The following is an 18,194-nucleotide window of genomic DNA, read 5'->3' as shown; positions in this document are numbered from 1 at the left end:
GAACGATGTTAATCCCTCATTGGCCAGAGAAGCGTGAACCGTCCCCCAGAGTGGGAAAGGGGGAGAAACAACAAGAGCACCCGTGGGTGCTCTTGTTTGATAAAGATGCTGATTTTCCGCCTTGAGAGCGGGAGCTATGTTTAGCCGTGTTTGCGGCCAGAGAGGCGGCACCACTCCTCCTTGACGGCGGTCGGGTCCATCTCGAACCACTGGCCGTAGATAGTTTCCAGTTCCGGGGCCTGGCTCTCCAGCACGCCGGAGAGGGCCATCAGGCTGCCCGCTTTGCCGTGACCGGCGATAAGTGGAGCCAGTTCGCGCAGCGGGCCGGCCAGGATGTTGGCGACCACCACGTCCGCTTCGACATCTTGCGGCTGGTCGGCTGGCAGATAGAGCTCAATCTGGTCGGCGACGCCGTTGCGCGCGGCGTTGTCGCGGCTGGCCTGAATGGCTTGCGGGTCGATGTCGATGCCGATGACGCGGGCGGCACCCAGTTTCAGGGCGGCGATGCCGAGAATGCCGGAGCCACAGCCAAAATCGACCACAGTTTTACCGGTCAGATCCAGCCCGTCCAGCCACTGCAGGCAAAGTGCCGTGGTGGGGTGGGTACCGGTACCGAAGGCCAGGCCCGGATCCAGCATCACGTTAACTGCATCGGGGTTCGGCACATCGCGCCAGCTCGGGCAGATCCAGAGGCGCTCGCCAAACTGCATGGGGTGGAAGTGATCCATCCACTCGCGCACCCAGTCCTTGTCTTCCAGCTGCTCGACCTTGTAGCCGACATTTTCGCCGAAGATCTGCTGGAAAAAGGCGATGGTGGGAGCCGGGTCGGTTTCGGCATCGAACAGCCCCATCACTTCGGTCTCGCCCCAGAGCGGGGTTTCACCGGGCATGGGTTCGTAGACGGGCACATCCTTGGCATCCATAAAGGTCACCGCCTGGGCTCCACGCCCCAGCAGCATGTTGCTCACCTTGTCTGCGGTCTTGGCAGTGGCGTTGATTCGAATTTGTATCCAGGGCATGGCGTCGACTCTTCATAAATGTGAAACCGCGAGATTCTACCATCATGGGGCAGTGCTGTCGTGGTTTGCCCATGACGTGGAGGGATACGGGGGCTTTTGCCGGATTGGCACGGTTCCTGTATTGCACTATGCAGGCGAAGACGACCGGTTTTCGCTGAACGCTTTGCTCAAGTTCCGTCATCTTTCACTGCCACCCTCGGGTGGCATTTTTTTATCTGCACTTCTTTGCTTGGTAAACAGTCTGCCAGACAAAAAAAGAGCAAGGTCGGCACCTTGCTCAAGGATGGGCTGACGCCGTTTTGGCGCATTCATGCTGCTGTTGGCACGCCAGATGCAGAGACTAATATGTCCTGCATAAGGATATGTGTGTGATTGTTACCCCAATGTTCAGGTATTCAGGCCATTTCTCGCGAAATGGCCTCTTTTTTGGCTGATTGTCGGACGTTGGTCTGCCACAGGCTGTCATGAGTGCCGTTGGTTGTGCCCGTTTGGGGCATCTCCTTGGTGAACTTATCCCATCATGGTGCGTTGGAGGGCTTAGTTGGCAAAGCCGCTCATGTCGATCACCAGCTTGCCAACCATGCGGCCCGCCTCGACCTCGGCATGGGCCTGAGCCAGCGTGACCGGGGTCAGCGACGGGATGGTTCTGGTCAGGGTGGTCTGCAATACCCCTTCATCGACCAGTGCCGCCACCCGGCCGAGCAGGCGGTGCTGTTCGATCATGTCCGGCGTCTGGAACAGGGAGCGGGTGAACATGAATTCCTGGCTGAAGGTGACGCTCTTGCTCTTGAGCAGAGAGAGATCCCACGGCTCGCTCGATTCGGCGATGGTGCAGATATGGCCGAACGGACGGATCAGCCCGGCCATGGTGGCCCAGTGTTCGGCGGTGGCGTTGGTGCAGAAGATGGCATCGACCTGGGTGATGCCAAGGGCGGTCAGCTCCTCCTGCAACTTGTGGTGGTTTACGACCTGATGGGCGCCCATCTCGAGGCACCACTCGCGGCTCTCGGGGCGAGAGGCGGTAGCAATCACCTCCATACCGGTGAGCTGATGGGCCAGCTGGATGGCGATGGAGCCCACGCCACCGGCGCCGCCGATGATCAGCAGTTTGCCACGGCTCTCGCGGGTGAGGGCAAAGCGCTCGAACAGGGTCTCCCAGGCGGTGATGGCGGTCAGCGGCAGGGCGGCGGCCTCCACATCGCTCAAGCTGGTGGGGGCGATGGCGGCGATGCGCTCATCCACCAGTTGCAGGGCGCTGTTGCTGCCCGGGCGGCTGATATCACCGGCATACCAGACTCGGTCGCCCGCCTTGAACAGGGTCACTTCGCTGCCGGTGGCGATCACTTCCCCCACCGCATCCCAGCCCAGCACCCGGGGCGAGCTTTCAATTTTGGCCTTGGGGGAGCGCACCTTGGTATCTACCGGATTGACGGAGGTGGCGGTGACCCGCACCAGCAGATCCCGCGGGCCCGGAACCGGATCGGGCAGGTTGGCGGCGATGAAGCAGTCGGGGTGGTCGCTTGGCAGATAGTGAGTCAGGGCAATGGCTTTCATGGTTTTTCCTTTCAAATCGCTGTGTTCGGGATTGCCACTCACTCTAGTCTGGTTGATTATCAAGATTAAGATGGGTAATCGGTAAAGACTGTTTGAATATATGAACAATGTCGATCTGGAGTTGATGGGGTTGTTTGCCACCGTGGTGGAGCAGGGGAGTTTTACCCGGGCTGCCGAGCTGCTCGGTATGCCCAAGTCATCGGTGAGCCAGAAGATCTCGCGGCTCGAATCCCAGCTCGGGGTACGGCTGTTGCAGCGCACCACCCGCAGGTTGAGCCTGACCCCGCAGGGGGAGCTCTATGTGGAGCACTGTCAGGGGCTGCTGGCACTGGCCCGCAGTGCCAATCTGGCGATGGCACGGCTGCGCTCGGCCCCGGCGGGGCGGGTGCGGATCACAGCCCCCGAGGCGACCGGTACTCTATTGCTTGGCCGGATCCTCGCCGAGTTTCGCGCTCTCTATCCCGAAGTGGTGCTGGAGTTGACCCTGAGCGATGAACAGCTCGATCTGGTGGGGGAGGGTTACGATCTGGCGCTGCGGGCGGCGCCGCTAAAAGACTCCAGCCTCATCTGTCGGCGCATCGGTCAGGTGGCGCGCCATCTGGTGGCGGCACCCGCCTATCTGGCGGCCCACGGCATGCCGCAACAGCTGAGCGAGCTGGGTCGTTATGCCTGTCTGGTGCACTCGGCCATGCCGGTGTGGCCATTGCAGGATGGGGGCTGGCGGCCACAGGGGGCCTGTGTCAGCAACAGCTTGCTGGCGCTGAGGGAGATGGCACTCCATGACGGGGGGATTGCACTGTTGCCCCACCATGTCTGTGAAGGGGATTTGGCGGCGGGGCGGCTGCAGAAAGTGTTGCCAGATCAGCCCATTCCGGCCAACCCGTTTTACCTAATCTATCCGAGCCGGGAGCATCTAGCCCCCGCCCTGCGCACCCTGATGGATTTCGTGGCCGAGCGCTTGCCGTTTGCCTGAGTTACCAACTGCTCTGGCTGGCCGACTCCTGATTAGGTTTGAGGCCGAGGGGGACCGACTGGCGCTCCGCCAGCATGCGGATCTGCCCTTCAATCAGGCTGGCGCTGGGGCCCAGCACCAGCACCAGCTGGTGGTCGTTGAGCTGGATCCAGGAGAGGCAGCCCAGGCCCAGCAGGCGAGATTCGTCCACCAGTGAAATATCGCGCACCCGCAGGCTGAGGCGGGTGATACAGACACTCATCGCCACCAGATTGTCCATCCCGCCCAGCACCTTGAGGTACTGGATCGCCAGCATCTGCGGGTCTGAGGGGGCAACGCTGGCAAGGCGCGGATGCTCCACCGCGATGGGCTTGCTCGGCATGCTGAGGGGGGCACGCTCCAGCAGTTGATAGAACAGCAGGGTGTAGGCGACGAAGAACAGGATACCGACCGGAATGAGCCAGAAGCTGTGCTCCCCAGCCTGATAGCTCAGCACCAGATCCAGCAGACCGGCGGAGAAGTAACTGCCCACCTTGATCCCCAGCCCGCTACAGACCGCCAGTGACAGTCCGGTCAGCAGGGCGTGGGCGAGAAACAGCCAGGGGGCGGTAAAGGCGAACAGAAATTCGATAGGCTCTGTGATACCCACCAGTGCCGAGGTGAGCGCCAGGGTTAGCAGCAGCCCGCCCTGTGGTAGCCGCTGCATCCGCTGGCGGTGCAGCCAGATGGCAAAACAGGCGCCCGGCAGGCCGAACATGATGATGGGGTAGAGACCGGCCACATACCCTTCATGAAGGGGTTGGGCGGTGGCCAGCGCCTGCAGGTTGCTCTCGCCAAGACCGATGACGCTGCCCAGCACCTGATGGAGCCCAAGCGGGATCAGCAAGCGGTTGAGGGTGCCGTAGCAGAAGGCGCCAAACGGCGTGGTAAGCAGCTCGGAGGTGAGCAGGGTCAGCCCGCGCTCCAGTGGCGGCCACAGCAGCGAGAGGGGGATGGCGATCAGCAGGCAGGCCAAGGCCGACACCAGCAGGCTGGGAAACTCGCCCCTGGCGATCTGCAGCCAGCGGGGCAGCGTTTGCTGGTGTACCCAGGGGTAGATGATGGCGGTGGTGAGCCCCGCCAACAGGCCGCAGATCATGTCGGCGTGCAGGTTGGGGGCCAGCGTATTGAAGGCGGTGCTGAGCAGCAGGAAGTTGACCGCACCCGCCAGCGTCTGTCCGCCCAGCTCCTGCCGACTCAGGCCAAAGGCGATCGCCACCGCATAGATAAGCGGCATCTGGCTGAAGATCGCCTGACCAGTGAGGGAGAGCACCGCCAAATCGAGCACGTCGGGTTGCCCAAGCCGGTAGATCAACGCCGCCATCGGCAGGATGGAGACGGGCAGCAGCAGGGCATAACCGAGCCGCTGCAGGGCTTGAGTAACGACTTGTCGAGTGGCTTTAACGGGCATACAGCGGCTACGTTCTGTGACTTGGCGCACAGTTTAACCGGAAAACACCTATTTGGGGATAGTTTTGGAACCCCTAATTTATATTTTTATTATTTCTGCCCGAAAAGCTCGCGCACTTCCCGCGAGGGCGGTGCCGTCAGCAGGCTCACCGTGATAAAGACCACCAGCGCCAGCGTGAGGCTTGGCACGATGGCGTGCAGGCCAGCCAGCTTGATCCCCCACTGACTGAGTACCCCATAGCTGACGATGCCGCTGACCATGCTGGCCAGTGCGCCCGGGCCGTTGGCCCGTGACCAGTAGAGACCGAGCACCAGCGGCCAGAGGAACACCGCCTGCAGACCGCCAAAGGCGAGCAGGTTGAGCCAGATGATCATCTCGGGGGGCTGCAACGCCGCCAGCAGCACCAGAGTGCCCAAGATCAGGGTGCAGAGCAGGGAGAGGCGGGGGATGCGCACCTCCAGCTTCTCCTGTTTCGGACTCAAATAGTTGAGATAGAGATCCTTCACCAGAGTGGCGGAAGCCTGAATCAGCTGGGAGTCGATGGTGGACATGATGGCCGCCATCGGCGCCGCCAGAAAGACCCCGGCCAGCCAGGGTGGCAGCACTTCCATCATCAAGGAGGGCATGATCTTGTCCGGGCTGTCCATGCCCGGCAGGATGGCGCGGCCGAGGGCGCCCGCCAGATGCATGCCGAACATCAGCAGGGCGCTGACCACGGTGCCGATCAGAATGCCGCGATGGAGCGCCTTGCTGTCGCGATAGCCAAAGCAGCGCAGCGCCGAGTGGGGCAGCCCTACCACTCCGACACAGACCAGGATCCAGAAGCTCAGCATAAAGGGCTGGGTCAGCATGTCGCCGGCCCCCTGCGGGCTCACCAGCTTGGGATCGATCTCCCTGAGCTGGTGGATGAGGTTTGGCAAGCCGTCACCGGCGACCAGAATGCCCGCCAGCAGGGCACCGGTGCCGATCAGCATGATGATCCCCTGCAGAGCATCGGTCATTACCACGGCGCGGAAGCCGCCGATGATGGTGTAGAGCAGTACGCAGCTGGCAAACAGCATCAATCCCTGCTGGTAGGAGAGGCCGGTGGCGGTCTCCAGCAGGCGGGCGCCGCCGATAAACTGCACCACCATGGTCGCGATAAAGGCGAGGATGATAGTAACGGAGCCGAGGATCACCACCGCCTTGCTCTGGTAGCGGGCCCACAGCATATCGTTGATGGTCACCGCATTGACCCGGCGGGCGATGATGGCGAACTTCTTGCCCAGTACCCCCAGAGTGAGCCAGACGGTGGGCAGCTGGATCATCGCCAGCAACACCCAGCCCAGACCGATCTTGTAGGCCGCACCTGGCCCACCGATAAAGGAGGAGGCCGAGGTGTAGGTGGCCACTAGCGTCATCGCCAGCACCAGCCCGCCCATGCTGCGGTTGCCGATGAAGTACTCCTGCACGAAGTTGCCTTCTGCGCGATGGCGGCTGGCCCAGAAACCCACCCCCAGCACCAGCACCAGATAGATGACGAGCGGCAGCATCAACTCAAGATTCATGGAATGACTCCTTGCCGGAAAGGGAGTGGGTATCGAGGGGGATCTCCACAAACAGCCGGTTCACCATCAGGGCGCAGAGCAGAATGAACAGCAGCGGCATCACCATGCAGCTGAGCAGGAACCACAACGGCAGCCCCCACAACTCCAGCTGGAGCGGGATAAAATAGGCGGTGCCATACCAGGCAAAGAAGTAGAACAGGGTCAGCAGCAGGCAGAAAGCTGCTTCCCGGCGGGCGAGAGCAAAACGGTTCACCTTGGCCTCCGACAAATTTGAGGGGCGCAAGGATAACAAAAAAGGGCCATGTCGCCATGGCCCTTTTTCAGCAGAGGCTCCTTGCGAAGCCGCCTCCCGGTTGGATTGCGGATAAGCAGCGGGCTGCTATCCGGCCGGAAGTGATTGTTCTGCCTGCGAGATCTTACAGACCCAACTTCTTGTGCAGATAGTGGATATTGGTGCCACCGTGCTGGAAGTTTTCGTCTTTCATGATCTCTTTTTGCAGCGGTACGTTGGTCTTGATCCCTTCCACCACCAGCTCGTCCAGCGCATGACGCATGCGGGCGATGGCAATGTCACGATTCTCGCCGTAGCAGATCAGCTTGCCGATCATCGAATCGTAGTGGGGCGGTACCTTGTAACCGGCATAGATGTGGGAGTCCCAACGCACGCCCAGACCACCCGGCGCGTGGAAGCGCTGCACCAGACCCGGAGAGGGCATGAAGGTGGCCGGATCTTCGGCGTTGATCCGGCACTCGATGGCATGGCCACGGATGCGGATATCCTGCTGGGTGATTGACAGGGGCTGGCCGGCGGCGATGCGCAGCTGCTCCTTGATCAGATCGATACCGGTGACCATCTCGGTGACCGGATGCTCAACCTGAATACGGGTGTTCATTTCGATGAAATAGAACTCGCCGTTCTCGTACAGGAACTCGAAAGTACCCGCACCGCGGTAGCCGATCTCGATACAGGCACGCACACAGCGCTCACCGATGAACTTGCGCATTTCGGCGGTGATGCCCGGTGCCGGCGCCTCTTCCACCACTTTCTGGTGGCGACGCTGCATGGAGCAGTCACGCTCGCCCAGATAGAGGGCGTTGCCCTGGCCGTCTGCCAACACCTGAATTTCGATGTGGCGCGGGTTTTCCAGGTACTTCTCCATGTAGACCATGTCGTTCTTGAAGAACTGGCCTGCTTCGGATTTGGTCAGCGCGATGGCGCCCGCCAGTTCCGCTTCATTGCGCACCACGCGCATACCGCGACCACCACCGCCACCGGCGGCCTTGATGATCACCGGATAGCCGATGCGCTTGGCAATGGCGGCGTTGTGCTTGGCGTCGTTGTCGACGGGGCCGTCAGAGCCCGGTACACACGGTACGCCCGCTTTCTTCATCGCTTCGATGGCGGAGACCTTGTCACCCATCAGGCGAATGGTCTCGGCGCGCGGGCCGATGAAGATGAAGCCGGATTTTTCGACCACTTCGGCGAAATCGGCGTTCTCGGAGAGGAAGCCGTAACCCGGGTGGATGGCCACGGCACCGGTTACCTCGGCGGCGGCGATGATCGCCGGGACGTTGAGGTAGGATTCAGTACTGGCCGGTCTGCCGATACAGATGGATTCGTCGGCCAGCAGCACATGTTTGAGCTCTCGGTCGGCGGTGGAGTGAACGGCCACTGTCTTGATCCCGAGCTCTTTACAGGCGCGCAGGATCCGCAGGGCGATTTCACCGCGGTTGGCGATGACTACTTTGTCCAACATGGGTGGCGATTTCCCTTATTCGATGATGAACAGCGGCTCGTCAAATTCGACGGCCTGACCATTTTCAACCAGGATCGCTTTGATCACACCGGCCTTGTCAGACTCGATTTGGTTCATCATTTTCATGGCTTCGACGATGCACAGGGTGTCGCCGACATTGACTTGCTGACCCACTTCCGCGAACGGCTTGGCATCCGGGCTGGAGGAGCGGTAGAAGGAGCCAACCATCGGGGAGCGCATCAGGTGACCGCTCGGGGCGGCATCTCCGGCCGGTGCGGCGGCAACCGGGGCGGCAGCGGCAGGTGCGGCAACCGGAGCAGCTTGCTGCATCATCATCTGCGGCATGGCGGTGGTCACCTGACCGGAGAAGTTGCGGCTGATGCGAACGGACTCTTCACCTTCGGAGATCTCCAGTTCGGCGATGCCGGACTCTTCAACCAGTTCAATCAGCTTCTTGATTTTGCGGATATCCATTAGCATTCTCTTTCTTCTTTATCTGATCAGTGATTATCAAGCCGCGCGCAGATGGTGCACGGCCGCGGTTAAAGCGAATTGGTAGCCATCGGCCCCCAGACCACAAATGACCCCTTTTGCGACATCAGACAGATAGGAGTGATGACGGAACGGCTCCCTGGCATGGACATTTGACAGGTGAACCTCGATAAAAGGGATGGCAACGCCCAGCAGCGCATCGCGAATGGCGACGCTGGTGTGGGTGAAGGCGGCCGGATTGATGATGATAAAATCCACCTGGCCCATGGCCTGATGGATGCGGCCGACCAACTCATGTTCGGCGTTGGATTGCAGATGTTCCAGAGTGACACCGAGTTCGCTGGCGTTAAGCTTCAGATCGGCGACGATCTCATCAAGCGTCTTGCTGCCGTAGATACCCGGTTCCCGTTTGCCCAGCAGATTCAGGTTTGGTCCGTTGAGCAGGAGAATTCGGTGATTTTGCGACATATTGAGTACATCCTCGATGATAATGCTGCTATCTATCAGCTATCTTGTGGACTACCAGAAATCTAGCCATTTTCTGCGCAAATCGGTGTGCACTGGCACACAGATTTCGCAATTATATTGATTTCGTGAAAATTAGCAGCATTTTACTGGTCTAATCTCTACATCTGGCTATTTATTGCACGTTTCGACCTGAGATACTTTGTCGCTGCCACCTTGCTGTTTGCTGGCGGATAAGAAACGATAAAGCCGGCACAGGGCCGGCTTTATTGAGCAACAAACGAAGCGGGATCAGGCAGCTTCCGACTTCTCGCGAATGAGTTTGTCTACTACGCCCGGATCCGCGAGGGTGGAGATATCCCCCAAGCTGTCGGTTTCGCCAGTGGCGATCTTGCGCAAGATGCGGCGCATGATCTTGCCGGAACGGGTCTTCGGCAACCCCTCCGCCCAGTGAATGACATCCGGCGTGGCGATGGCACCGATCTCCTTGCGCACCCACTCCTTCACCTCTTTGTGCAGCTCACGGCTCGGCTCTTCTCCGGCGATCAGGGTGACGTAGGCATAGATACCCTGACCCTTGATCTCGTGAGGAACCCCCACCACCGCGGCTTCAGCGATCTTGGGATGGGCCACCAGCGCCGATTCAATTTCGGCGGTACCCATGCGGTGGCCAGAGACGTTCAGTACATCATCCACCCGACCGGTGATCCAGTAGTAGCCGTCCTCGTCGCGACGGGCACCGTCGCCGGTGAAGTAGCGGCCCGGGAAGGTGGAGAAGTAGGTCTGCTCGAACCGCTCGTGATCGCCGAATACGGTGCGCATCTGACCCGGCCAGGAGTCGGTGATCACCAAGTTGCCCTCGGTGGCACCTTCCAGCGGTTCGCCCATGTTGTCGACCAGTGCCGGTTGTACCCCGAAGAAGGGACGAGTCGCCGAGCCCGGTTTCAGGTCGGTGACGCCGGGCAGCGGCGTAATCAGGATGCCGCCGGTTTCGGTTTGCCACCAGGTATCGACAATGGGGCAGCGCTCGTCACCAATGGTGCGGTAGTACCACTCCCAGGCTTCCGGGTTGATGGGTTCACCCACCGAACCCATGATGCGCAGGCTCTGGCGCGAGGTGCCGGTGACCGCTTCGTTGCCTTTGGCCATCAGGGCGCGGATGGCAGTGGGGGCGGTATAGAGAATGGTGACCTGGTGCTTGTCCACCACCTGACTCATGCGGTTGGTGGCCGGGTAGTTGGGCACCCCTTCGAACATGATGGTGGTAGCACCGTTGGCAAGCGGCCCGTAGACCAGATAGGAGTGACCGGTGACCCAGCCCACATCGGCGGTACACCAGTAGATATCCTCTTCGTGGTAGTCGAACACATATTTGAAGGTGAGGGTGGCATAGACCAGATAGCCGCCGGTGGTGTGCAGCACCCCCTTGGGTTTGCCGGTGGAGCCGGAGGTATAGAGGATAAAGAGCGGATCTTCGGCGTTCATCGCCTCGGGCGGGCAGTCGCTGCTGACGGCGGCGGTCGCTTCATGCCACCAGATGTCGCGGTGGTTGTGCCAGGCGACATTGCCGCCGGTGCGCTTGAGCACGATCACCTTGTTGACCTGGGTATCCGGGTTGGTGAGTGCCTCATCCACATTCTTCTTGAGCGGCACCGGACGGCCACCACGCAGCCCCTCGTCGGCGGTGATCACGATGCGCGAGCCCGAGTCGATGATGCGACCAGCCAGCGCTTCTGGCGAGAAGCCGCCGAATACGATGCTGTGTACCGCGCCGATGCGGGTACAGGCCAGCATGGCGATGGCGGCTTCGGGCACCATGGGCATGTAGAGGCAGACCACGTCGCCGCGGTGAACCCCTTGTGCTTTCAAGACGTTGGCAAACTTGCACACTTCGCTGTGCAACTCGCGGTAGGTGAGTTTGCGATCTTCGGCGGGGTTGTCCCCTTCCCAGATGATGGCGACCTTGTCGCCACGCTCGGCGAGATGGCGATCGAGACAGTTGGCCGAGACGTTGAGCTGGCCATCTTCAAACCATTTGATGGAGACATGGCCCGGATCGTAGGAGGTGTTCTTGACCTTGCTATAGGGTTTCATCCAGTCGAGAATTTTTCCCTGCTCTCCCCAGAAGGTATCGGGATCCTCGACGGAGGCCTGATACATGGCGGCGTAGTCGCCCTTGTCTAGCAGTGCATTGCTGCTGATGTGGGGTTTGACCGGGTAGACCTTGCTCTCGCTCATCACTCACTCCTTTGAATACATACTTTTAATAATTAAGTAACAACTTATACCTTTGGCTGATGGGGGCAATTAGACTTTTGGATAGACAGCAACATTTGGTTACAGGGTTATGGGTGACACTCACGCAGTGAGTCGGTAAAAAGGAGGACTTCGATGGATGGAGGTAGTTATGTTTTCTCTATTGCTCTGTGCATCTCTGTGGCAGTTTGATACGACTGTTCTTGCAGACAAGCCTCCCAAAGAGTTTGCGATTACACACCAGGAGCCTTCACAGACTGTGCGGGAGCGGGTTGCTGATCAGCTTGGTCATGCATGGCAGGACAAAAAGTCGGGAACCAAGTTTTCCCTCAGTGAGCCAGGATCCCGTTACTCTGGCGACTCACCGCTCACTCGCATGGCCAATGACCGGGATAATGGCGGTGTTCCTACCCTGACGTTTGGAAAATAGTTTGATTGGCCGTTTGTTTCCTTGGTATCGCTAATGTTGAACGTTTTGGCAATCCAAGCGTTCGTGCATCTGTTCTACATGCAGTGGTTTGCTGAACAGATAGCCCTGTCCTTCGCCGCAGTTGAGTGATTGCAAGAAGGCGTGTTGTGCCTTGGTTTCAATCCCTTCGGCGGTGACCTCCATATCCAGACTGTCGGCCAGATTGATGATGGTGCGGCAGAGCTCCCGACTGTTCTTGTCTTCCGGTAATGCCTGCACAAACGCCCGGTCGATCTTGATGCGATCGATCGGCAGGGTCTTGAGCAGACTCAGTGACGAGAAGCCGGTGCCAAAGTCATCGATGGCAATCTGCACGCCGAGATTTTTCAGGCGGGTAAAGAGATCCAGACTCTGTTCGACCCGCTGGATGATGCTCTCCGTCACCTCGATCTCGAGTCGTTCTGGCGGAAATCCGGTCTCGGCCAGGATGGCGGCGACTCGTTCAACGTAGCCTGGGGAGCGCATCTCCCGCACCGACACATTGACCGACAAGCGGGGCACCGGCAGTCCGGCGGCCAGCCAGTTTTGTCCCTGCTCACAGGCGTTGCGCATCACCCACTCGCCAATTTTCTCGATCAGGCCGCACTCCTCCGCCACCGGAATAAAACGGGTCGGCGCTATCATCCCCTCATTGGGATGCTGCCAGCGCAGCAGGGCTTCCAGTCCGCTCAGGTGGCCGTTGGCCAGATTGGTCATGGGTTGATAGAAAATGCAGAGCTGTTCGAGCTCCAGGGCCTTGAGCAGACCCTGCTCAATCTGCATTCGCTCGCGGGCTCGAGCCGCCATGCAGGGGGTATAGAACTGGAATCCGTTGCGCCCCTGACTTTTCGCCTCGTACATGGCGCTGTCGGCGGCGCTGACCAGGGTTTCCGGGCTGTCAGCATGATCCGGATAGATGGCGATACCGATACTTGCCGAGATTGCCACCAGCTCATGGGCCAGCTCAACCGGTTCACGCAATACGGTCAGCAGGGTATTGGCAAGGGTTGCCAGCTCGTCAGGCTCCTCCAGATAGGGGATCAGCACCAGAAACTCGTCTCCCCCGAGGCGGGTCGCCAAATCGTTGTGTTGCAGGCAGCCGCGGATCCGCTCTGCCAGCCGCTTGAGCAGCTCATCGCCAACCCCGTGGCCCAGGCTGTCGTTGATCAGCTTGAAGCCATCCAGATCGATAAAGAGCAGCCCCAACCGTTTGCGATTGAGCTGCGAGGTTTTCAGCTCAAGTGCCAGCCGCTCCTGCAACAAATGACGATTGCCCAGCTCGGTCAGGGGATCGTGATAGGCAAGGTGATTCAGCTCGGCCTCCACCTTGCGAATGGCGCTGATGTCGGAAAGGGCGATCACATAGTGAGTGGTGTTGTTGAAGTTGTCATAGACAGCGCTGATCTGCTGCCAGGAGGAGAAGTAGCTGCCATCCTTGCGCAGACAAACCATCTCGCCATGCCAGGCGTTGTTGCCGGGGCGCAGGTGATACCAGGGATAGTCGAGGTCAGTGTAGCGCCTGGGATGCATGATGATATCCGGGGTACGGCCTATCACCTCCTCGGCATTGTATTGGGTCAGCATGGTGAAGGCCGGGTTGACCGACAGAATATGGTGTTCGCTGTCGAGGATGATGATCCCCTCGGCAGTGGTATCGAATACCACGTTGGCCTGATGGAGTCGCTCCTCCTGACGGCGGCGGGCGGTGGCATTGTGAATGACCCCCATGACCCGGTGGCCGACCGACTCGGTGGCGGGGACATGGTCGGCATGAATATCGACCCAGTGGCGCTCGTTGAGAGTGGTGAGGTAGCTCAGGGTGAGATGGATGGGGTCATGACTTTGCAGGGCTGCCTTGAGCTGGCTGCCGGATTCCGGTTCAAAACAGTCGACGAACGCTTGCAGCCCGCCGTGGAACTGGTTGGCCTCGATACCCAGCAGCGGCTCAATCTGGCCGTCGAACAGCAATCTGTCATCCGCCACGTGCCACTCCCATACACCGATTTGGGCCGCTCGCATTGCCAGTTGCAGCCGTTGTTCGGTTTCGTACTGCTCGGTGATGTCCCGTACGATGGCGAGGATGCCGTTCAGTTCTCCCTTCTCATCACGCATCGGGCTGTAGGTGGCTTGGAAGCGGCGGGAGCTGCTGTCGTACGCCGCGGTTTGGCCCGTGATGGCGATATCCACGTAGGGCATGCCGCTGCGCATGATCTGCTGAAACATGGGCTCCAGGGTCGGGGCCAGCTTGGGAACCACCTCTCTGAGGTGCTTGCCCTGATGCTCCTCGATGCTTTTGCCATTGATGTCGGCCAGCACCTGATTGACTTTACGGTAGCGAAATTCGCAGTCAAAGACGCCGATGCCCAGAGGGGCATTATCCATCAGCTGTTCCAGGACGGTGTGATCTGACAGCTGGGTCAACATTGCCTCGGTGTCGGCGTTGAAAAGCTTCCCATCCATGATGACCTCGGCATTGATTGTTTTATCACTTGCATCAGTTGTCAGTATGGCACGAACTGTTTGGCCGGGAGTCAAGCGGAGTTATCTGGTTGTTTTGACGGCAAGAATAGGCAGAAAAACCTGATAAAAAGGATGGAAAAAGGGGGCGAGTGGTTATCCCTTCTGGCGACCAAACGCCTGAATACCGCGCACAAATACCAGCCAGCCGAGCAGATGGAAGGGGAGGGCGAGCAGATAGAGCAGCAGGAAGTGCGACTCGCTGCCACTGCTGTTGATGAAGTCGATCCAGGCGGCCAGCAGCGCCAGCATGCCGGCAATCTGGAAGCGGCGGCGCAACACCACCTCGACGCCGAGATTGGCAAGGTAGAGGGTGAGCAGGATGCCGGCAAATCCGGTGAGCTGGGCGGTGCCGTAGAGCTCGCGATCCGGGTTGAACAGCAGCGCAATCAGGGGAGTAATGCCCTGATCCAGCGGGATCAGGGCCAGCAGCCAGCATGCAATCAGAAGCAGGGCTGTCTTCATCGCGGGCTCAGTCGGCGGACGGTGCCGGTTTGACCAGAGAGAGGTAGTTGGCATCCATCTTGAGGAAGACCCCCAGCAGACGGGCACTGGCGCCGTAGAAGCCAAACCGGTCGGCGGCGCGACAGGCGCTTTCGAACTTGTCAAACCAGCCCAGCAGATGACCGTGCAGCAGCGCTTCCTGCTCGTCGAGCCAGCGTTCCCGCTCGGCTGCGCCCTTGGCTTCCGCCGCACGGATGATGAGATTGCCCATCAGATCCAGCTCAATGGCTAGATGATCCGCAGGCTCTTTGTATTTATCGCTGACATTGATACCGAGGCGATCGAGGCGGGCCTGCATCTCGGCCATCGGGGCCTGCATCAGCAGCTTGGCCTCGCCGCGGTAGAGCGATTCGTAGGGCAGGGCGCCCTGTTTGGGATCCACCAGAAACAGGCCGGCGAAGTCGGCGGCCAGTTCCAGCTGGCGATCCGGGCGCACCAGCAGGCGGGCGATGGCATCGTTGAGCTCGGCCACGGCTTCGCGCATCGGATCCAGGGTGGAGAGGCTTTTCAGGAAGCTTCGCACGTCATAGGTGTCATATTCGGCGATCTGCTCATCACTGAGTTCGGCGGCGAACAGGGTGGAGAACCACCAGTAGAGTTCGGCCCGGCGTTCGCTGGTAGCCATAAATTCCTGCATTTTTCCTCCGTGGATGGCAATCGGGAGCCTTGATGGCTCCCGATTCTAACGACTTTAAAAATAAAGGAAACTCAAGGGGGCGCTTTCGTCCCCCCGGGGTCAGAGTGCCGGGAACATGGGGTCGATGCCCTTGGCCGATTCCGGCGCGCCGAAGGCAGTGACGGCGGGTGCCTGCCCGCGGAACTTCTCGATCTCCACCAGCGCGGTATGGGCCGTGGTGGCCTGCGCCAGGCTGGAGGAGCCGATGTCGGCGGTCAGCACGTTGGGATCGCCGTAGGTACAGAGCGTACCCACCTTGCCGCCCTCTTGCGGGCCATACCAGGCACCTTCCTGTATCCGGACTACGCCAGGGGCGTAATCATCGCTCACCACCAGACCAGCCAATACCTGACCGCGACCGTTGAACACCCGCACCAGATCGCCGTCCTTGAGGCCGCGGGATTTGGCATCCTGCGGATTCATATAGACAGGTTCGCGACCCTGCACCATATAGGTGGCTCGGTAGTTGTCGGACGAGCAGAGCTGGCTGTGCAGCCGCTTGTCCGGGTGGCAAGATTGCAGGTGCAGCGGGTACTGTTTGCTGCCCGGTCCGCCGTGGGAGCGCTCGTAGGGCTCGATCCAGACCGGATGGCCCGGGCAATCCCCATAGCCGTAGTCGGCGATGGTCTTGGAGTAGATCTCGATAAGGCCAGACGGGGTACCGAGGGGTTCCAGATCCGGCTCCTGACGGAACGACTCGTGGCGCACCCAGGGCTGGCCCGCCGGGAAGGTGACGAAGCCCTCGCCGTGCCAGAACTGGCTGAAACGGGGCAGACGAATGCCGATGCCGCGGCCCTGCAGGCGGGCGTCGTCATAGATGCTCTGGATCCACTCCAGCTTGCTCTTGCCGCCGGTGAACTCGGCCTCGCGACCGAAGCGACGGCAGAGATCGGCGAAGATGTCGTAGTCATCGCGCGCCTCGAACAGCGGCTCTACCACCTTGTACATGGCCAGAATGCCCGCGTTGGAGTGGGAGCCCCACTGCTCGATGTCATCGCGCTCATAGGTGGTGGTGGCGGGCAGCACGATATCGGCGAAGCGGCAGCTGGCGGTCCACTGGTGATCGATGCTGACCACGGTTTCCAGCTTGCGCCAGGCCGCGACCATCTTGTTGCGATCCTGCTGGTGGTGGAACGGGTTGTTGCCGCAGAACACCGCCATCTTCATGTGGGGGTAGGTGATGGTCTGGCCGTTGAAGGCGATCTGCTTGCCCGGATTGAGGATGCAGTCGACGAAACGGGCTACCGGAATGTACTTGGAGTAGCCCTTCCAGTCGCCGTCATGGAGCGGCTTGACCCCGGGAATTACCGAGCTGAAACCGGACATGATGGGGCCGCTGGAGGTGATGGTGCCCGCTCCGTTGTAGTGCCAGCCAAAGCCGTAACCGCCCCCCGGCAGGCCGATCTGGCCAATCATCGAGGCCAGTACCACCAGCATCCAGGCGTACTGCTCGCCGTGGTGCATGCGTTGCACACACCAGCCGCCGATAAGCTGGGTACGACCACTGCTCATGGCGCGGGCCAGCTCGCGGATGGTCTCGGCTGGTACGCCACAGATGGCCGCGGCCCACTCGGCATCCTTCACCTGACCATCGCTGGTGCCCAGCAGATAGGGCAGAAACTTGTCAAAGCCGGTGGTGTAGTTCTTCAGGAACGCCTCGTCGTGGCGCTTCTCGCTGTAGAGGGTGTGGGCGATGCCCAGCATCAGCGGCACGTCGGTTTGTGGATTCAGGGTCACCTGATCGCAATTGAGGTACTTCTGGGTCTTGGATTTGACCGGATCGACACTGATCACCCGGATCTCGCCCTTGGCTACCTTCTCTTTCAGCTGTGCCCAGTAGTCGTAGACGCTGTGATCCGGCACCAGCCAGCCCACCTGCAGATTCTTGATGGGATCTGAGCCCCAGATGACGATGGTCTTGCTGTGTTCCAGCACCAGCGGCCAGGAGGTCTGCTGTTCATACACCTCCATGGCGCCGGCCACGTGGGGCAGGATCACCTGGGCGGCACCGGTGGAGTAGTCACCGGCCTTGGCCAGATAGGTGCCGTGCAGGTTCATGGCGCGTCCGAGCATGGCACCAGCGGAGTGCAGTTTGCCCACCGACTGCCAGCCGGAGTGACCGGCATAGAGGGCGCTCGGACCATAGGTTTTCTGCACCCGCTCCAGCTCGTGATAGAAAAAATCGAGCGCCTGGGACCAGGTGACCCGCACGAAGCGGTTCTGGCCGCGTTCGCTGGTGTCGGACTGGTGGCCCTTGCGCAGCCAGTCCAGCCGCACCATGGGGTAGCGGATGCGGGAGGGGTTGTAGACCACCTCACTCAAGGCCTTGAGCATGTCGGTGGGGTGCTTGTCGTGCTCGAACGGCAGGGTCTCGACCCAGCGGCCATCGACCACCCGGGCACGGAAGGCGCCCCAGTGGGAGCCGGACTGCACCAGCTTGTCGCCGGACTCGGCGGCCATCACGGCGCGACCGAGCAGGGAGGGGCCGATCAGGGCAGAGGCACCGCTGGCCAGCAAACCACCCAGAAAACCACGACGGGAAATATTGATCATCTTG

At 60.3% G+C, this 18,194-nt stretch carries 15 protein-coding genes; 2 read left to right on the top strand and 13 right to left on the bottom strand.

Features of this window, described 5'->3' with window-relative positions; translation table 11 throughout:
- Positions 1-140 precede the first annotated feature (140 nt).
- Positions 141-1,019 (bottom strand): 50S ribosomal protein L11 methyltransferase, encoded by an 879-nt coding sequence (gene prmA, locus I6L49_RS11630; protein ID WP_005338919.1) that lies wholly within the window; start codon positions 1,017-1,019, stop codon positions 141-143.
- Between the two features lie 537 nt (positions 1,020-1,556).
- Positions 1,557-2,573 carry a zinc-binding alcohol dehydrogenase family protein gene (locus I6L49_RS11625; RefSeq protein WP_216949590.1) on the bottom strand — a complete coding sequence of 339 codons (1,017 nt, stop codon included), beginning with the start codon at positions 2,571-2,573 and terminating at the stop codon, positions 1,557-1,559.
- 100 nt (positions 2,574-2,673) lie between these two features.
- Here I6L49_RS11625 and I6L49_RS11620 point away from each other — a divergent pair, with 100 nt between their 5' ends.
- Positions 2,674-3,546 (top strand): LysR family transcriptional regulator, encoded by an 873-nt coding sequence (locus I6L49_RS11620; protein WP_184234344.1) that lies wholly within the window; start codon positions 2,674-2,676, stop codon positions 3,544-3,546.
- A gap of 1 nt (position 3,547) precedes the next feature.
- Here the strand turns inward: I6L49_RS11620 and I6L49_RS11615 are convergent, their stop codons facing one another.
- From I6L49_RS11615 to acs, 7 genes are all read right to left on the bottom strand, one after another.
- Positions 3,548-4,975, bottom strand: coding sequence for a PTS transporter subunit EIIC (locus I6L49_RS11615; protein ID WP_042080616.1), 1,428 nt, complete (start codon positions 4,973-4,975; stop codon positions 3,548-3,550).
- A gap of 89 nt (positions 4,976-5,064) precedes the next feature.
- Positions 5,065-6,522 (bottom strand): sodium/pantothenate symporter, encoded by a 1,458-nt coding sequence (panF, locus tag I6L49_RS11610; RefSeq protein WP_216949589.1) that lies wholly within the window; start codon positions 6,520-6,522, stop codon positions 5,065-5,067.
- Complete coding sequence (locus I6L49_RS11605; protein ID WP_216949588.1) at positions 6,512-6,775, bottom strand: YhdT family protein; 264 nt, start codon at positions 6,773-6,775, stop codon at positions 6,512-6,514. Before I6L49_RS11605 ends, panF begins: the two co-directional genes overlap by 11 nt.
- Before the next feature lie 163 nt (positions 6,776-6,938).
- Positions 6,939-8,279, bottom strand: a complete 1,341-nt coding sequence (gene accC, locus I6L49_RS11600) for an acetyl-CoA carboxylase biotin carboxylase subunit (RefSeq protein WP_005338910.1) — start codon at positions 8,277-8,279, stop codon at positions 6,939-6,941.
- 15 nt (positions 8,280-8,294) lie between these two features.
- Positions 8,295-8,753: an acetyl-CoA carboxylase biotin carboxyl carrier protein gene (gene accB / locus I6L49_RS11595; protein WP_216949587.1), complete on the bottom strand. Its 459-nt coding sequence runs from the start codon at positions 8,751-8,753 to the stop codon at positions 8,295-8,297.
- A 36-nt stretch (positions 8,754-8,789) separates the two neighbouring features.
- Positions 8,790-9,239, bottom strand: a complete 450-nt coding sequence (gene aroQ, locus I6L49_RS11590) for a type II 3-dehydroquinate dehydratase (RefSeq protein WP_005338907.1) — start codon at positions 9,237-9,239, stop codon at positions 8,790-8,792.
- 288 nt (positions 9,240-9,527) lie between these two features.
- Positions 9,528-11,474: an acetate--CoA ligase gene (gene acs, locus I6L49_RS11585; protein WP_139405692.1), complete on the bottom strand. Its 1,947-nt coding sequence runs from the start codon at positions 11,472-11,474 to the stop codon at positions 9,528-9,530.
- Positions 11,475-11,643: 169 nt separating this feature from the next.
- Here acs and I6L49_RS11580 point away from each other — a divergent pair, with 169 nt between their 5' ends.
- Positions 11,644-11,922 carry a hypothetical protein gene (locus I6L49_RS11580; protein WP_031227628.1) on the top strand — a complete coding sequence of 93 codons (279 nt, stop codon included), beginning with the start codon at positions 11,644-11,646 and terminating at the stop codon, positions 11,920-11,922.
- Positions 11,923-11,952: 30 nt separating this feature from the next.
- On the opposite strand, the gene I6L49_RS11575 is transcribed toward I6L49_RS11580, so the two are convergent.
- The 4 genes from I6L49_RS11575 to torA all read right to left on the bottom strand — a co-directional run bounded on the left by I6L49_RS11575 (position 11,953) and on the right by torA (position 18,190).
- Positions 11,953-14,364 carry an EAL domain-containing protein gene (locus I6L49_RS11575; RefSeq protein WP_254127610.1) on the bottom strand — a complete coding sequence of 804 codons (2,412 nt, stop codon included), beginning with the start codon at positions 14,362-14,364 and terminating at the stop codon, positions 11,953-11,955.
- A 189-nt stretch (positions 14,365-14,553) separates the two neighbouring features.
- Complete coding sequence (locus I6L49_RS11570) at positions 14,554-14,922, bottom strand: hypothetical protein (protein ID WP_042080620.1); 369 nt, start codon at positions 14,920-14,922, stop codon at positions 14,554-14,556.
- A 7-nt stretch (positions 14,923-14,929) separates the two neighbouring features.
- Complete coding sequence (torD, locus tag I6L49_RS11565) at positions 14,930-15,598, bottom strand: molecular chaperone TorD (protein WP_139405696.1); 669 nt, start codon at positions 15,596-15,598, stop codon at positions 14,930-14,932.
- A 99-nt stretch (positions 15,599-15,697) separates the two neighbouring features.
- Positions 15,698-18,190, bottom strand: coding sequence for a trimethylamine-N-oxide reductase TorA (gene torA / locus I6L49_RS11560; protein WP_216949586.1), 2,493 nt, complete (start codon positions 18,188-18,190; stop codon positions 15,698-15,700).
- Between the last annotated feature and the right edge of the window lie 4 nt (positions 18,191-18,194).

It is taken from the genome of Aeromonas sp. FDAARGOS 1419 (genome assembly GCF_019047045.1).
GTDB classification, from domain to species: domain Bacteria; phylum Pseudomonadota; class Gammaproteobacteria; order Enterobacterales; family Aeromonadaceae; genus Aeromonas; species Aeromonas veronii.
This window is presented reverse-complemented; position numbering and strand designations above follow the sequence as displayed.

Bases quoted from the DNA above. Each gene is read 5' to 3' on its own strand.
- prmA (WP_005338919.1), bottom strand. From the start codon at position 1,019: ATGCCCTGGATACAAATTCGAATCAACGCCACTGCCAAGACCGCAGAC.
- I6L49_RS11625 (WP_216949590.1), bottom strand. From the start codon at position 2,573: ATGAAAGCCATTGCCCTGACTCACTATCTGCCAAGCGACCACCCCGAC.
- I6L49_RS11620 (WP_184234344.1), top strand. From the start codon at position 2,674: ATGAACAATGTCGATCTGGAGTTGATGGGGTTGTTTGCCACCGTGGTG.
- I6L49_RS11615 (WP_042080616.1), bottom strand. From the start codon at position 4,975: ATGCCCGTTAAAGCCACTCGACAAGTCGTTACTCAAGCCCTGCAGCGG.
- panF (WP_216949589.1), bottom strand. From the start codon at position 6,522: ATGAATCTTGAGTTGATGCTGCCGCTCGTCATCTATCTGGTGCTGGTG.
- accC (WP_005338910.1), bottom strand. From the start codon at position 8,279: ATGTTGGACAAAGTAGTCATCGCCAACCGCGGTGAAATCGCCCTGCGG.
- accB (WP_216949587.1), bottom strand. From the start codon at position 8,753: ATGGATATCCGCAAAATCAAGAAGCTGATTGAACTGGTTGAAGAGTCC.
- aroQ (WP_005338907.1), bottom strand. From the start codon at position 9,239: ATGTCGCAAAATCACCGAATTCTCCTGCTCAACGGACCAAACCTGAAT.
- acs (WP_139405692.1), bottom strand. From the start codon at position 11,474: ATGAGCGAGAGCAAGGTCTACCCGGTCAAACCCCACATCAGCAGCAAT.
- I6L49_RS11580 (WP_031227628.1), top strand. From the start codon at position 11,644: ATGTTTTCTCTATTGCTCTGTGCATCTCTGTGGCAGTTTGATACGACT.
- I6L49_RS11575 (WP_254127610.1), bottom strand. From the start codon at position 14,364: ATGTTGACCCAGCTGTCAGATCACACCGTCCTGGAACAGCTGATGGAT.
- I6L49_RS11570 (WP_042080620.1), bottom strand. From the start codon at position 14,922: ATGAAGACAGCCCTGCTTCTGATTGCATGCTGGCTGCTGGCCCTGATC.
- torD (WP_139405696.1), bottom strand. From the start codon at position 15,598: ATGCAGGAATTTATGGCTACCAGCGAACGCCGGGCCGAACTCTACTGG.
- torA (WP_216949586.1), bottom strand. From the start codon at position 18,190: ATGATCAATATTTCCCGTCGTGGTTTTCTGGGTGGTTTGCTGGCCAGC.